Below are 13,848 nucleotides of genomic sequence, written 5' to 3' on the forward strand. Positions count from 1 at the left end.
TCCCGCACCGAGGAACTCGCCCTCCTCATGACCCTGGAGATGGGTAAACCCCTCACCGAAGCCCGCGGCGAGGTCGCCTACGGCGCCGAGTTCTTGCGCTGGTTCTCCGAGGAAGCCGTCCGCATCGACGGCGGCATGACGACCTCCCCGGACGGAAAGAACCGTCTCCTGGTCACCCGCCAGCCCGTCGGCCCCTGCCTGCTCATCACCCCGTGGAACTTCCCCCTGGCGATGGGCACCCGCAAGATCGGCCCGGCCATCGCTGCCGGCTGCACCATGGTCCTCAAGCCCGCCCCCCAGACCCCCCTGACCACCCTCGCCCTCGCCGCCATCCTCAAGGAGGCCGGCCTGCCCGACGGCGTCCTCAACGTCGTCGTCACCTCCGACGCCGCCGGAGTCGTCGAGCCCCTGCTGCGCGGCGGTCAGATCCGCAAGCTCTCCTTCACCGGCTCCACCCAGGTCGGCCGCATCCTGCTGGCCCAGTGCGCCGACACCGTCATCCGCACCTCCCTCGAACTCGGCGGCAACGCCCCCCTCATCGTCTTCGACGACGCCGACCTCGATGTCGCCGTCGAGGGCACCATGGTCGCCAAGATGCGCAACATGGGCGAGTCCTGCTGCGCGGCCAACCGCATCTTCGTCCACTCCTCCGTGGCCGACGAGTTCGCCGCCCGTCTCACCACCCGCATGGCCGCCCTCACCGTCGGCGACGGCACCCTGCCCGGCACCGACGTCGGCCCCCTCATCGACACAGCCGGCCAGGCCAAGGCCCACCGCGTCGTCCTGGACGCAGTCGAGCACGGCGCCAAGGTCCGTACCGGAGGCGAACTCCCCGACGGCCCCGGCTGCTTCTACCCGCCCACCGTCCTCACCGACGTCTCCACCGACTCGGCCATCATGACCACCGAGGTCTTCGGTCCCGTCGCCGCCATCATCACCTTCGACGACGAGGACGAGGCAGTCACCGCCGCCAACGACACCGAATTCGGCCTCGCCGCCTACCTCTTCACCCAGAACCTCGACCGCGCCCTGCGCGTCAGCGAGCGTCTGGAGAGCGGCATGATCGGCCTCAACACCGGCCTCGTCTCCAACCCCGCCGCACCCTTCGGCGGCATCAAGCAGTCCGGCCTCGGCCGCGAAGGCGGCCGCGTCGGCATCGGCGAGTTCCTGGAATACAAGTACATCGCCGTCCCCGCGGTATAGCGACGCGGCTGAGCGCCTCTCGTCCTGCACTGCGGGGCACCCATTCCCTCATCACTGAACGGATCAACAGTCATGGCCGACATCCCCGTACGCACTGCGTCGCAGCCCGTCGCATCCGCGTTCGCCGGGCCCGACACGGGTCCGGCGAGGGGTCGGCTGACCGGGGTCGGTCTTGTCGTCTTCGGCCAGTTCGCCCAGCAGTTCGGGGCGGGCGTTGCGGCGTTGCTCTTGCCGCGCGTGGGCGTGCTGGGGTGGTCTCGCTGCGGCTGAGTATGTCGGCCACGGTCCTGCTGGCCTGAAGCAGGGCTTGAATGCTACTGGGCGACTTCCAGGACCGAGTTCTGGCCGCGTGGCGGGGAGGGCGGGCGCCGCTGCTGCGGCGGTGACGCCCGAGACGCCCTCCCGGTCGATCAACGGCGCCAGGGTTCTCTGGTGCAGCCGTGGCGCACCGGCCTCGGACGACTTATTGACGTGCGTCAGCCATCGGCGCTCGGTCGACAACTCGGGGAGCGGTTCAAACATCCTTTTGGGCAGGAAGTGTTCCAGAGTGCGGACCATTCCATGCCCACCCAGGGGACATCTTTCGTCCGGCGCTGCCCTCAGGAGCTGCTCGTAGACGGCCCGTCCATCTCTGGAGTTGACCATGCCGTTGTCGTAGGCCCAGCGCACTACTAGCGCGCCACCCGGTAGCGGAGGTAGACGACCTTCGCATGGAAGGTGCGGGTCTCGACGAGTTCGAGGTCCACCCGGCGTTCGTGCCGGGGGAAGAAGGGGATGCCACCGCCGACCAGCACCGGGTGGACCACGGCCCGGTACTCGTCGATCAGGCCCGCCTCGGCCGCCTGGGCGGCGAGAGTCGCGCCGCCGATCGCGATGTCGCCCTCCTCCGGCTCGGCCCGCAACCGCTCGATCTCCTCCACCAGGCTCCCGGAGGCCAGGCGGGCGTTGCCCCGCACCGCCGACAGCGTGGTGGAGAACACCACCTTCGGGAGCGGCTTCCAGAGCGCGGCCCACTCGAGCTCCGCCTCGTCGAGCGCGGCATCCTGGTCGGCGGTCTCCCAGTACAGCATCGTCTCGTACAGCCGCCGTCCCATCAGGTGGACGCCGACCTCTCGGATCTCGTCGATCCAGAAGCGAAAGACCTCCGGGTCGGGCTCCGTCCAGTCGAAGCCGCCGTCCGGCCCGACGATGTAGCCGTCCAGTGAGACGCCCATCGAATAGGTCACGCTGCGCATCAGGAGTCCTCCTCGGTGACGGGCTCGACAGTACGGCCATCGGACGCAGACCGCTTCCCGTACGAGGGAGCCCGGCCTCCGGGAACCGCCGTTCCGCGCACCGGCGGGATGCGGCATGATGATCGCCGTGACTCCGAACACGTACCGACGAAAGGCCGATGCCGCGTAAGCGGCCCGGCGCGCTGCGCGCCGCACAGCGGAGGCTCCAAGGAGACCGCCCCCGGAACTGGGACAGGCCACCGGAGAGCCGTATCCCAGGGCTTTCGGCCCCTACCAGCGCCGCCGTACACCGGTTGGAAGCGCTCTCGACCGAGTACTACGTCTTCCCCGGTGTGACCGCCCGCGCGCTGCTGCGGTACAGGGACTTCCTGAGCCCACCGGGGAGCCGACCGCGTTACCCGTTCCTCAGCGACTGCGATTGCCGGGGCTGCTCCCTCGACGATGTCAGACATGTGCGCGACGTGCTCGGCATGGTGCTTCGCCGACTGCCCCCGCGGGCCCGCACCGAACTGGGCCGCCTGGTCGCGTCCCTCGACGCCGTGTATCTGGAGCGGACCCTGCCGGACCCGTTCGTCGACACCCGCCGGGAGTGGCGGCGCGGAGTCCGGTGGTACCGACGTCTGGAGGGCTGCCGGTACGCGGCGACCGGGGTCGTCTGACGCGCCGGGGCGGGGACCGGGCGGTGCTTCCACCGCTCCCGGCGGGACGGTTCATCTCGGGGTGCCGAGGCCGTCCAGCGCCGGGGGCAGCGGGTAGACGCGCTCGGAGGGGAACAGGCGCTGCGCCTTCGCGGTCCGGCCGGACTGCACCAGGGCGGCGGCCTTACGGACCTGAGGGGTGAGGTCCGTGAGGCCGACGACCCACTCGTCGGCGAAGGCCCGGATCAGGTGGCGGCCGATGCCGACCTGGATGCTGTAGTGGTTCAACGCGGCCCCGCGCGCCGAGCGTTCCGGGTCCCACTGGACATGGACGTCGGCCCGGGCCACCGCCGCCGGATCCGCCGTCGTCAGCACGGCCTGCGACAGCGCCTCCTCCCACCCCTCGCGGGTGATCCGCACCGCGAGCACCCGCTCCTGGCCGGACTTGCGGGCCCAGTTGCTGCGGTGCATCAGCCACAGGAACGACGGCTTGATCCACGTCATCCGACGGAACGAGAACGGCTCGACGAAACGGCCCGCCCGCAGCGCCGCGTCGGCGATCGCGGGTGCGTAGGCCTGGTAGACCACGATCGTGCGGGCGTCGTAGTCGGCCCGGATCTCGTACTGGGGAGCCATGCGCGGCACCCTGCCAGCGCCGGGCCGGAACCGCGAGCGGATTTTCCCGGGGCTACTGCTGCCGCGCCAAATCCGCCAGGACCTGGTGCAGCGGTTCCGTGGCGCGGCGCCGGTACTCCTGGATCGCCCAGCCGTTGCCGTCCGGGTCCTTGAAGTACATGAAGGTGGCGCCGTCGTCGGGGGCGTACTGGACGGGTTCGGAGACGTCGAGACCGCGTTCGAGGAGTTCGGCGTGGGCGGCCTTGATGTCGGCCACACAGAGCTGGAGGCCCTGGTAGGCGCCGGGGGCCGGCTTGGGGCCTTGGGCCATGTCCCAGATGGCGTCGCCGAGGGCGATCGAACAGCCGGAGCCCGGGGGCGTCAGCTGGACGATCCGCATGCCCGGCATGACCTCCTGGTCGATGTCGACGTGGAACCCGACCTTGTCCCGGTAGAAGTCCCGGGCCCGGTCGATGTCGCTCACGGGCAGCGGAATCACTTCGAGCGTGTACTGCATCCCTGGTCCTCCAGGTCGCCGTTGACGGAAGTGCCTGTGCGGATGTCCGTGCCGGTGCGTCGTACCGGCCCTGTCTGTCAGCCGAACCGCCACCGCGTCCGGCTGAACGGCTCTCCCTCACCGAAGCCGAAAACCGTGCCGGGCGCCACCGGGCGGACTCATCGGGCGGTCTCACCCCCCGTAGAACAACTCCTCCACCACTCCCCGAGCCCGCCGTGTGATCCTGCGGTAGTCGTCGAGCATGTCGCCCACGTGGCCGGGGCCGTAGCCCAGGTAGCGGCCCACGGCGGCGAGTTCGCGGCCGTGGGAGGGGAACGTGTCGCCCGCGCGCCCGCGTACGAGCATCACGGCGTTCCGGACACGGGTGGCCAGCACCCAGGCCTCGTCCAGTACGGCCGCGTTCTCGGCGCTCACCAGGTCGGCGTCACGGGCGGCGGCCAGGGCCTCGCGGGTGCGGGTGGTGCGCAGGCCCGGCTCGTGCCGGCCGTGCTGGAGCTGGAGGAGCTGCACGGTCCATTCCACGTCGGACAGACCGCCCCGGCCGAGCTTGGTGTGGAGGGTGGGGTCGGCGCCGCGCGGCAGTCGCTCGGACTCCATACGGGCCTTCAGGCGCCGGATCTCGCGTACGGCGTCGTCGCCGAGCCCGTCCGCCGGGTAGCGGAGGGGATTGATCAGCTCGATGAAGCGGCGGCCCAACTCCTCGTCACCGGCGACCGGTTCCGCGCGCAGCAGGGCCTGTGACTCCCACACCAGGGACCAGCGGCGGTAGTAGGCCTCGTACGACTTCAGTGTCCGGACCACCGGCCCCGACTTGCCCTCGGGGCGCAGGTCCGCGTCGATGAGGAGGGGCGGGTCGGCGCTGGGGATCTGGAGCAGGCGCCGCATCTCGGAGACGACCGCGTTCGCGGCACGGGCCGCCTCCTGCTCGTCGGCGCCCTCGCGCGGCTCGTGGACGAACAGGACGTCGGCGTCGGAGCCGTAGCCCAGTTCGTGGCCGCCGAAGCGGCCCATGCCGATGACGGCGAAGCGGGTGGGGAGGGTGTCGCCCCAGCCTTCGTGGACCACGGCCCGCAGGGTGCCCGCCAGCGTCGCGGCCGTGAGGTCGGAGACCGCGCCGCCCACGAGGTCGACGAGGACGCCCTGGTCGGCGGGGGCCGGGGACGCCTCGGTGCCGTAGGAGCCGACGATGTCCATGGCGGCCGTGCGGAAGAGTTCGCGGCGGCGGACACCGCGTGCGGCCGTGACCGCCTGCTGGGCGCCGTCGGCGCGGCGGACGGCGGCCAGGATCTCCTGTTCCAGGTGCGCGCGTTCGCGGGGTTCGAGGCCACCCGCGCCGCCGGCGACGCCGTCCCCGTCGCCGAGGAGGGAGACGGCCTCGGGGGCGCGCATGAGGAGGTCCGGGGCGAGGCGCCCGGCGGAGAGCACGCGGGCCAGGTTCTCCGCCGCCGCGCCCTCGTCGCGCAACAGCCGCAGATACCAGGGGGTCCGGCCGAGGGCGTCCGAGACCTTGCGGAAATTGAGGAGCCCGGCGTCCGGGTCGGCGGAGTCCGCGAACCAGCCCAACAGGACCGGCAGAAGGGTGCGTTGGATGGCGGCCTTGCGGGAGACCCCGGAGGCCAGCGCCTCCAGATGGCGCAGGGCCGGGGCCGGGTCGGCGTAGCCGAGGGCGACGAGACGTTCGCGGGCCGCATCGGCGCGCAACCGGGTCTCGCCGGGGGCGAGTTGGGCGACGGCGTCGAGGAGCGGCCGGTAGAAGAGCTTCTCGTGCAGCCGGCGTACGACGGCCGCGTGGCGCCGCCACTCGCGGTTCAGCTCACCGACGGGATCGGTGCGCAGGCCGAGCGAACGGCCGATGCGCCGCAGATCGCCGTCGTCCTCGGGGACGAGGTGGGTGCGGCGCAGGCGGAAGAGCTGGATGCGGTGTTCCATGGACCGCAGGAAACGGTACGCGTCGTCGAGCTGGGCCGCGTCCGTCCGCCCCACGTACCCGCCGGCGGCCAGCGCGCGCAGCGCGTCGAGCGTGGTCCCGCTGCGCAGCGAGGTGTCGCCGCGTCCGTGCACGAGCTGGAGCAGCTGCACGGCGAACTCGACGTCCCTGAGGCCTCCCGGCCCCAGCTTGAGCTGACGGTCGACCTCGGCGACCGGGATGTTCTCGACGACCCGGCGACGCATCCGCTGCACGTCGGAGACGAAGTTCTCCCGCTCGGCGGCCTTCCACACCAGGGGTTCGAGCGCGGCGACGTACTCCTCGCCCAGCTCCAGGTCCCCCGCGACGGGACGGGCCTTGAGCAGCGCCTGGAACTCCCAGGTCTTCGCCCACCGCTGGTAGTACGCGAGATGGCTGCTCAGCGTCCGTACGAGCGGGCCGTTGCGTCCCTCCGGCCGGAGATTGGCGTCGACGGGCCAGATGCTGCCCTCCACGGTCGTCTCGGAGCAGATCCGCATCATGTGCGAGGCGAGGCGGGTGGCCGCCCGGACCGCCTTCTGCTCGTCGGCCCCGTCCGCGGTCTCCCCGACGAAGATGACATCGACGTCGGAGACGTAGTTCAGCTCGTGGCCGCCGCACTTGCCCATCGCGATCACCGCGAGCCGGCACAGCGCCGCGTCGTCCGGCGCGGCGGCACGGGCGATCGCGAGGGCGGCGCGGAGCGTGGCGGTGGCCAGATCGGCCAGCTCGGCGGCGGTCTGGGCGACATCGGTCGTACCGCAGACGTCACGGGCGGCGATGGACAACAGACAGCGGCGGTACGCGACGCGCAGCGACACGGGGTCGGTCGCCTCCGCGAGGCCCCGCTCGAACTCCTCGATCCCCGGGTGCAGGTCCCGCGGCTCGTACGTCACGAGCGCCCGCCAGTCCTGCGCGTGCCGGGCCAGATGGTCGCCGAGCGCGGCGGACGCGCCGAGCACCCCCAGCAGCCGGTCCCGCAACGGCTTGGCTGCTATCAGGGTGTCCAGCACCGCCCGCCGCCCCGTCGGGTCCGGCTGCGCCTCCAGCAGCCGGACGAGGCCCAGCAGCGCGAGATCGGGGTCGGCGGTCGCCCCCAGCGCGTCCAGCAGCACGGGATCGTTCCGTACGGCCGACAGCTCCGCGCCGTCCAGCAGCCGCTCGGCCGCCGACGGATCGGTGAAACCGTGCCGCAGCAGTCGCGAGAACGTGCTGCTCCTGCGCCCCGGCGCCGTCATCCCGGCCTCCCGTCGGATCGGTCCCGCTCACTCACCCGATCATGGACCGCCCGATCGTCGACGGCCGATCACTGATCAAGGTCGTACCGGCATGAGCCTAGCCGGAGAGCCTGGGAGAAGCGCCGGTCGGCCGGGAGGGGTCGTGCGGGGCGAGGGCCGCTCGGCGTGGCAGGAGTGCCGCCGTCCCGGGCGGCGCCCTTCGCCGTACCTACGGTTACGCCGTCAGCTGCCGACGTGATGGACGAGGAGGACGGACGGAGCGGCGCGTCACGGCGCCGTCCGTGGCACCCGGGGGTTGTCCGTGGCACCCGGGGGTGTCCGAGCGCGTGATGTCCACCGTGCTGCTGGAACTCGTCGGGCTCGCCTTCTACGGAGTGGTCGTCCTGTCGGGGTGGCCGTTCGGGTGGTCGCCCGACCCGGGTCTCGTCGCCGTCACCACGAGCATGGCCGCGGTCGGGCCCTGGGCCGGGCTGTACCGCGCGGGCCGCCCGCCACGCTCCTGGGCGGTCGCCAAGTGGCCCTCGTCCCGCCGTGTGACAGCGGGGACCGCCTCGCCGAAGGCGTGCCGGAGTGATCGCACCGCCCCGTGCTCAGGCTGGGCAGGCCCCCGGGGGCCTGCCTAGACCTTCAGCGGCGCCGGCTCCCGCGCCCCCGCGCCCCTGGCCACCTGGCGCGGCAGCGCATACGGCAGCGCCCCGTACCAGACCCGGGCCACCCCGAAGCCGAACGCCAGGCACAGCATTCCGCCCACCGCGTCCAGCCAGAAGTGGTTGGCGGTGGCGACGATCACGACGAGGGTGAGGGCCGGGTAGAGCAGGCCCAGCACGCGCACCCACGGCACGGACGCCAGCGCGAAGATCGTCAGGCCGCACCACAGCGACCAGCCGATGTGCATGGACGGCATGGCGGCGTACTGGTTCGACATGTTCTTCAGGTCGCCGGAGGCCATGGAACCCCAGGTCTGGTGGACCACGACCGTGTCGATGAAGTTCTCGCCGGTCATCAGACGGGGCGGGGCCAGCGGATAGAAGTAGTAGCCGACCAGCGCCACGGCCGTGGTGGCGAAGAGCACAAGGCGTGTCGCCGCGTAACGACCGGGATGACTACGGTAGAGCCACACGAGGACACCCAGCGTGACGATGAAGTGCAGTGTCGCGTAGTAGTAGTTCATCCCGACGATGAGCCATGTGACCGAGTTCACGGCGTGGTTGACGGTCTCCTCGACCGCGATCCCGAGGTGGTGCTCCACCTTCCAGATCCAGTCGGCGTTGCTCAGCGCCTGCGTCTTCTGCTCCGGGACCGCGTTGCGGATCAGCGAGTACGTCCAGTAACTGAGCGCGATCAGCAGGATCTCGAACCAGAAACGGGGGCGACGCGGAGCCCTCAGCCGGTGCAGGTACCCCTGCCCCGGCGCATCCGTGACGGACCGCGGAGCGGCCTGCTCCCGGCCTTCCTCCAGTGTCGTCACGGTTGATTCACCCATGGGCACAGAGTCTGCCAGAAAAGCGGTACCCCACCGATCATCCTCTGGTCGGGTTCCGCGCGCACATTCATCGGGGTACCGCGGGGGGCCGTCTCCTCCGCACGTATCGCACCACGCTCGATCCCTCCCCCTCAGGTACTACCCACCACTCGGCCACGACCGCGGTCGCCGGGAGCCGAAGCGGTCGACCCCCGCACCACCAGTTCCGGCATGAAAACGAACTCGCTGTGCGGCGCCGGAGTCCCCCCGATCTCCTCCAGCAACGTACGCACCGCCGCCTGCCCCATGGCCGGGACCGGCTTGCGGACCGTCGTCAGCGGGGGATCGGTGAAGGCGATCAAGGGGGAGTCGTCGAAACCCACGACCGAGACGTCCCTCGGCACTTCCAGCCCCCGCTGCCGGGCCGCCCGGATCGCGCCGAGCGCCATCATGTCGCTCGCGCACACCACCGCCGTACAGTCCCGGTCCATGAGCGCCATGGCCGCCGCCTGACCGCCCTCCAGGGTGTACAGGGAATGCTGGACCAGATCGGACTCGACCGCGGCCGCGTCCATGCCGAGCTGGTCCCGCACCGTGCGGACGAAACCCTCGATCTTGCGCTGGACCGGGACGAAGCGCTTGGGGCCCAGGGCCAGACCTATCCTCGTGTGCCCCAGCGACACCAGATGCGTCACCGCGAGAGACATGGCCGCCCGGTCGTCCGGCGAGATGAAAGGGGCCTGCACCTTCGGCGAGAAGCCGTCCACGAGGACGAAGGGAACACCCTGCGCGCGCAGTTGCTCGTAGCGCTGCATGTCGGCGGAGGTGTCGGCGTGCAGACCGGAGACGAAGATGATGCCGGCGACCCCGCGGTCGACGAGCATCTCCGTCAGCTCGTCCTCGGTGGATCCGCCGGGGGTCTGGGTGGCGAGGACCGGAGTGTAGCCCTGCCGGGTCAGTGCCTGGCCGATGACCTGGGCCAGAGCCGGGAATATGGGGTTCTCCAGCTCCGGGGTTATGAGACCGACCAGGCCCGCGCTGCGCTGACGCAGTCGTACGGGCCGCTCGTAGCCCAGTACGTCGAGGGCGGCCAGGACGGACTGGCGAGTGGTCGCGGCGACGCCCGGCTTCCCGTTCAGGACGCGGCTGACAGTCGCCTCGCTGACCCCCGCCTGGGCTGCGATGTCGGCAAGCCGTGTGGTCACAGCAGTGGACTGTACCGGCCGGGTGTCCGCTTGCCCACCGGCCCGGCGCCGGGTTCGGGTGGGAATGCGGCCCACTGCGGGCTGCTGCGTCATCGCGGTCCCTCGTGATTCTGGTCGGTGTCCGGTGGGGGGCTCCTGCGCGGAAAGGGGGGTGGGCTACCGCAAGGCGCCGACGGGGTGATGATTCCCGCCCTCGCAAGAGATGGCAAGAGCTTGCAGAGTCTTACACAACCGCTCCCATAGGCGCTGAGCACCGGAAACCGCAGGGTTTCCGGTACCCGCACGCAGGTCACGGCGGGGTAACCATCCACGTTTCTTGCATATTTTTGCAGCAAGACCTTTCGCGCCGCTTACATCGCTGTTACGTTCGGCCACGCCCGGCGGCGACGGCGCCACCGGAACCGGCAGCAGCGGCGGACGGGCCCTCTGCCCAGCACACGGGCCTTCACCCTCAAGGAGATCTCATGCGGCGTGGCATAGCGGCCACCGCACTGGTGGCGTCGATCGCCCTCACGGCGACGGCCTGCGGCGGAAGCGACAGCGGCGACTCGGCCGACGGTCCGGTCGCCATCACCTGGTGGGACACCTCCAACGCCACCAATGAGGCACCGACGTACAAAGCCTTGGTCAAGCAGTTCGAGGCCGCCCACAAGGACATCAAGGTCAGGTACGTCAACGTGCCCTTCGACCAGGCGCAGAACAAGTTCGACACCGCCGCGGGCGCCACCGGAGCCCCGGACGTGCTGCGCTCCGAGGTCGGCTGGACGCCCGCCTTCGCCAAGAAGGGCTTCCTCCTGCCGCTGGACGGCACCGAGGCCCTCGCGGACCAGGACGAGTTCCAGCCCAACCTGATCAAGCAGGCCCAGTACGACGGCAAGACCTACGGCGTCCCGTTCGTCACCGACACCCTCGCGCTGGTCTACAACAAGGCGCTCTTCGAGAAGGCCGGCGTCGAGGCCCCCAAGACCTGGGACGACCTGAAGAAGGCCGCCGCCACCATCAAGGACAAGACCGGCGCCGACGGCTACTGGGGCTCCACCCAGGCCTACTACGCCCAGTCCTTCCTCTACGGCGACGGCACCGACACCGTCGACGTCGCCGCCAGGAAGATCACGGTCGACTCCGCCGAGGCCAAGAAGGCGTACGGCACCTGGCTGGACCTCTTCGACGGCAAGGGGCTGCACAAGGCCGACACCACCGCCGACGCCTACGCCCATATCCAGGACGCCTTCGTCAACGGCAAGGTCGCCTCGATCATCCAGGGCCCGTGGGAGATCACGAACTTCTACAAGGGCTCCGCGTTCAAGGACAAGGGCAACCTCGGCATCGCCACGGTCCCGGCCGGCACCTCCGGCAAGGCGGGCGCCCCGACCGGCGGCCACAACCTCTCCGTCTACGCCGGCTCGAACAAGGCGAAGCAGGAGGCGTCGCTGAAGTTCGTCAAGTTCATGACCTCGGCGAAGGCCCAGGAGACCATCGCCCTGGAGAACGCCACGCTGCCCACGCGGGACGACGCCTACACCGCCGAGGTCAAGGCCGACCCGGGTATCGCCGGCTACCAGACCGTGCTCGCCGCCGCCCAGCCGCGCCCCGAGCTGCCCGAGTACAGCTCCCTGTGGGGGCCGCTCGACACCGAGCTCCTCGCGATCGCCGGGGGCAAGGAGTCCCTCGACAAGGGTCTGGGCAACGCGGAGACCGCCATCGCCAAGCTGGTCCCGGACTTCAGCAAGTGACCCCGCGTGACCGCCGCATCCGAACGGGTTCCCCGGGGGACGGATGCGGCGGTCACCGGCCCGTACCCGCCCCGCTCAACTCCAGTGATCTTCCAGAAGGTGTCGAACGATGACAGTCGCCATCGACCGCGCGACCGGCAAGCGTCGCGGTGAGCCGGGCGGGCGCCCCGGTCCGCTGACGCGTCTGAGGCACGGGTACCAGCGCTACTGGTACGCGTACGCGATGATCGCCCCCGTGGTCGTCGTACTCGGCGTCCTCGTGGTGTACCCCCTGGCACGCGGCTTCTACCTCACGCTCACCAACGCCAACAGCCTGAACTCGGCGCGCACGATCGGCGTCAACGAGATCGAGGCCACCTACGAGTTCATCGGCCTGGACAACTACGCCGACATCCTGTGGGGCCCGACCTCGTACGACCGATTCTGGTCCCACTTCATCTGGACGATCGTCTGGACGGCCCTCTGTGTCACCCTGCACTACGTCATCGGCCTCGGCCTCGCGCTGCTGCTCAACCAGAAGCTGCGCGGCCGTACCCTCTACCGGCTGATCCTGGTCCTGCCCTGGGCGGTTCCCACCTTCGTCACCGTGTTCGGCTGGCGGTTCATGCTCGCCGACGGCGGAGTCATCAACGCCGGACTCGAAGCGCTGCACCTGCCGGCACCGCTGTGGCTGGAGGACACCTTCTGGCAGCGGTTCGCCGCGATCATGGTCAACACCTGGTGCGGTGTGCCGTTCATGATGGTCTCGCTGCTCGGCGGACTGCAGTCCATCGACTCCTCGCTCTACGAGGCCGCCGAGATGGACGGCGCGAGCGCCTGGCAGCGCTTCCGCCACATCACCCTGCCGGGCCTCAGGACCGTCAGCTCCACCGTCGTCCTCCTCGGCGTCATCTGGACGTTCAACCAGTTCGCCGTCATCTTCCTGCTGTTCGGCGACACCGCTCCCGAGGCGCAGATCCTCGTCACGTGGGCGTACTACCTCGGCTTCGGACAGCAGCCGCGTGACTTCGCACAGTCGGCGGCCTACGGCATCCTGCTGCTGGCCATCCTGATCGTCTTCACCTCCGTCTACCGCCGCTGGCTGAACCGCGATGAGCAGCAGCTCGCGATCTGAGGCAGGAGCCCCCATGAGCACCACGACCGTCAAGCCCACGGCTCCCGAGGCCCGGCCGGTGACGCCGGCGACCGCGCCCCGCAGGACACGCCGACGCGGCGAGAACAGCCTCGCCGGCTCCCTGGTCTCCCACGCGATCCTCATCGTGGCGAGCCTGGCCGCGCTCTTCCCGATCGCCTGGCTGGTCTTCCTCTCCCTCGGCCCGGACAAGGACGATTACCTGCATCCCGGGCGCATCTTCGGCAAGATGACGTTCGACAATTACTCGTTCGTCCTCCAGGAGACGCCGTTCTTCGACTGGCTCGTCAGCACGCTCGTCGTCTCGCTCGGCGCCACCGTCATCGGTGTGCTGATCGCGGCGACCACCGGTTACGCGGTCTCGCGCATGCGTTTCCCGGGCTACCGCAGGTTCATGTGGGTACTCCTGGTCACCCAGATGTTCCCGGTGGCCGTCCTGATGGTGCCGATGTACGAGATCCTGTCGGAACTCCGGCTCGTCGACAGCTACCTTGGACTCGTCCTCGTCTACTGCTCGACGGCCGTGCCGTACTGCGCCTGGCTGCTGAAGGGCTATTTCGACACGGTTCCGTTCGAGATCGACGAGGCGGGGCGTGTCGACGGGCTGACCCCCTTCGGCACGTTCGCGCGGCTGATCCTGCCGCTGGCCAAGCCCGGCCTCGCGGTCGCCGCGTTCTACAGCTTCATCACCGCTTTCGGGGAGGTCGCCTTCGCCTCGACGTTCATGCTGTCCGACACGAAGTACACCTTCGCCGTCGGTCTGCAGAGCTTCGTCAGCGAGCACGACGCCCAGCGCAACCTGATGGCCGCCACCGCGGTCCTGGTCGCGATCCCCGTCTCAGCGTTCTTCTACCTCGTGCAGAAGAACCTGGTGACCGGCCTGACGGCGGGCGGCACCAAGGGGTGACGCTCCGCCGGGAGGGCG

At 70.2% G+C, this 13,848-nt stretch carries 12 protein-coding genes; 6 read left to right on the forward strand and 6 right to left on the reverse strand.

Features of this window, described 5'->3' with window-relative positions; all coding sequences use genetic code 11:
- Positions 1-1,203, forward strand: a 1,203-nt coding sequence (locus ACFY9I_RS28370; RefSeq protein WP_391006674.1) for an aldehyde dehydrogenase family protein, incomplete at its 5' end; no start/stop codon positions are given.
- Positions 1,204-1,874: 671 nt separating this feature from the next.
- Here the strand turns inward: ACFY9I_RS28370 and ACFY9I_RS28375 are convergent.
- Positions 1,875-2,438 (reverse strand): dihydrofolate reductase family protein, encoded by a 564-nt coding sequence (locus tag ACFY9I_RS28375; RefSeq protein WP_391006677.1) that lies wholly within the window; start codon positions 2,436-2,438, stop codon positions 1,875-1,877.
- A 293-nt stretch (positions 2,439-2,731) separates the two neighbouring features.
- Here ACFY9I_RS28375 and ACFY9I_RS28380 point away from each other — a divergent pair, with 293 nt between their 5' ends.
- Positions 2,732-3,097 carry a hypothetical protein gene (locus ACFY9I_RS28380; protein WP_391006680.1) on the forward strand — a complete coding sequence of 122 codons (366 nt, stop codon included), beginning with the start codon at positions 2,732-2,734 and terminating at the stop codon, positions 3,095-3,097.
- A gap of 51 nt (positions 3,098-3,148) precedes the next feature.
- Here the strand turns inward: ACFY9I_RS28380 and ACFY9I_RS28385 are convergent, their stop codons facing one another.
- The 3 genes from ACFY9I_RS28385 to ACFY9I_RS28395 form a co-directional block, all read right to left on the reverse strand.
- Complete coding sequence (locus tag ACFY9I_RS28385; RefSeq protein WP_391006683.1) at positions 3,149-3,712, reverse strand: DUF4291 family protein; 564 nt, start codon at positions 3,710-3,712, stop codon at positions 3,149-3,151.
- A gap of 52 nt (positions 3,713-3,764) precedes the next feature.
- Positions 3,765-4,208 carry a VOC family protein gene (locus ACFY9I_RS28390; protein ID WP_391006686.1) on the reverse strand — a complete coding sequence of 148 codons (444 nt, stop codon included), beginning with the start codon at positions 4,206-4,208 and terminating at the stop codon, positions 3,765-3,767.
- Positions 4,209-4,379: 171 nt separating this feature from the next.
- Positions 4,380-7,391, reverse strand: a complete 3,012-nt coding sequence (locus ACFY9I_RS28395) for a bifunctional [glutamine synthetase] adenylyltransferase/[glutamine synthetase]-adenylyl-L-tyrosine phosphorylase (RefSeq protein ID WP_391006689.1) — start codon at positions 7,389-7,391, stop codon at positions 4,380-4,382.
- A gap of 326 nt (positions 7,392-7,717) precedes the next feature.
- On the opposite strand from ACFY9I_RS28395, the gene ACFY9I_RS28400 reads away from it, so the two are divergent.
- Positions 7,718-8,014 (forward strand): hypothetical protein, encoded by a 297-nt coding sequence (locus ACFY9I_RS28400; RefSeq protein ID WP_391006692.1) that lies wholly within the window; start codon positions 7,718-7,720, stop codon positions 8,012-8,014.
- Here ACFY9I_RS28400 and ACFY9I_RS28405 read toward each other — a convergent pair.
- Positions 8,011-8,874 carry a phosphatase PAP2 family protein gene (locus tag ACFY9I_RS28405; RefSeq protein WP_391006695.1) on the reverse strand — a complete coding sequence of 288 codons (864 nt, stop codon included), beginning with the start codon at positions 8,872-8,874 and terminating at the stop codon, positions 8,011-8,013. The two genes, ACFY9I_RS28400 and ACFY9I_RS28405, sit on opposite strands and share 4 nt — an antisense overlap.
- Positions 8,875-9,005: 131 nt before the next feature.
- Complete coding sequence (locus ACFY9I_RS28410) at positions 9,006-10,058, reverse strand: substrate-binding domain-containing protein (RefSeq protein WP_391006698.1); 1,053 nt, start codon at positions 10,056-10,058, stop codon at positions 9,006-9,008.
- 464 nt (positions 10,059-10,522) lie between these two features.
- Here ACFY9I_RS28410 and ACFY9I_RS28415 point away from each other — a divergent pair, with 464 nt between their 5' ends.
- From ACFY9I_RS28415 to ACFY9I_RS28425, 3 genes are all read left to right on the forward strand, one after another.
- Positions 10,523-11,791, forward strand: a complete 1,269-nt coding sequence (locus ACFY9I_RS28415; protein WP_391006701.1) for an extracellular solute-binding protein — start codon at positions 10,523-10,525, stop codon at positions 11,789-11,791.
- 109 nt (positions 11,792-11,900) lie between these two features.
- Positions 11,901-12,905, forward strand: a complete 1,005-nt coding sequence (locus ACFY9I_RS28420) for an ABC transporter permease subunit (RefSeq protein ID WP_391006703.1) — start codon at positions 11,901-11,903, stop codon at positions 12,903-12,905.
- 13 nt (positions 12,906-12,918) lie between these two features.
- Positions 12,919-13,830 (forward strand): ABC transporter permease subunit, encoded by a 912-nt coding sequence (locus ACFY9I_RS28425; RefSeq protein ID WP_391006705.1) that lies wholly within the window; start codon positions 12,919-12,921, stop codon positions 13,828-13,830.
- Positions 13,831-13,848: the final 18 nt, after the last annotated feature.

Source organism: Streptomyces sp. NPDC012510 (assembly GCF_042955065.1).
Lineage (GTDB): Bacteria > Actinomycetota > Actinomycetes > Streptomycetales > Streptomycetaceae > Streptomyces.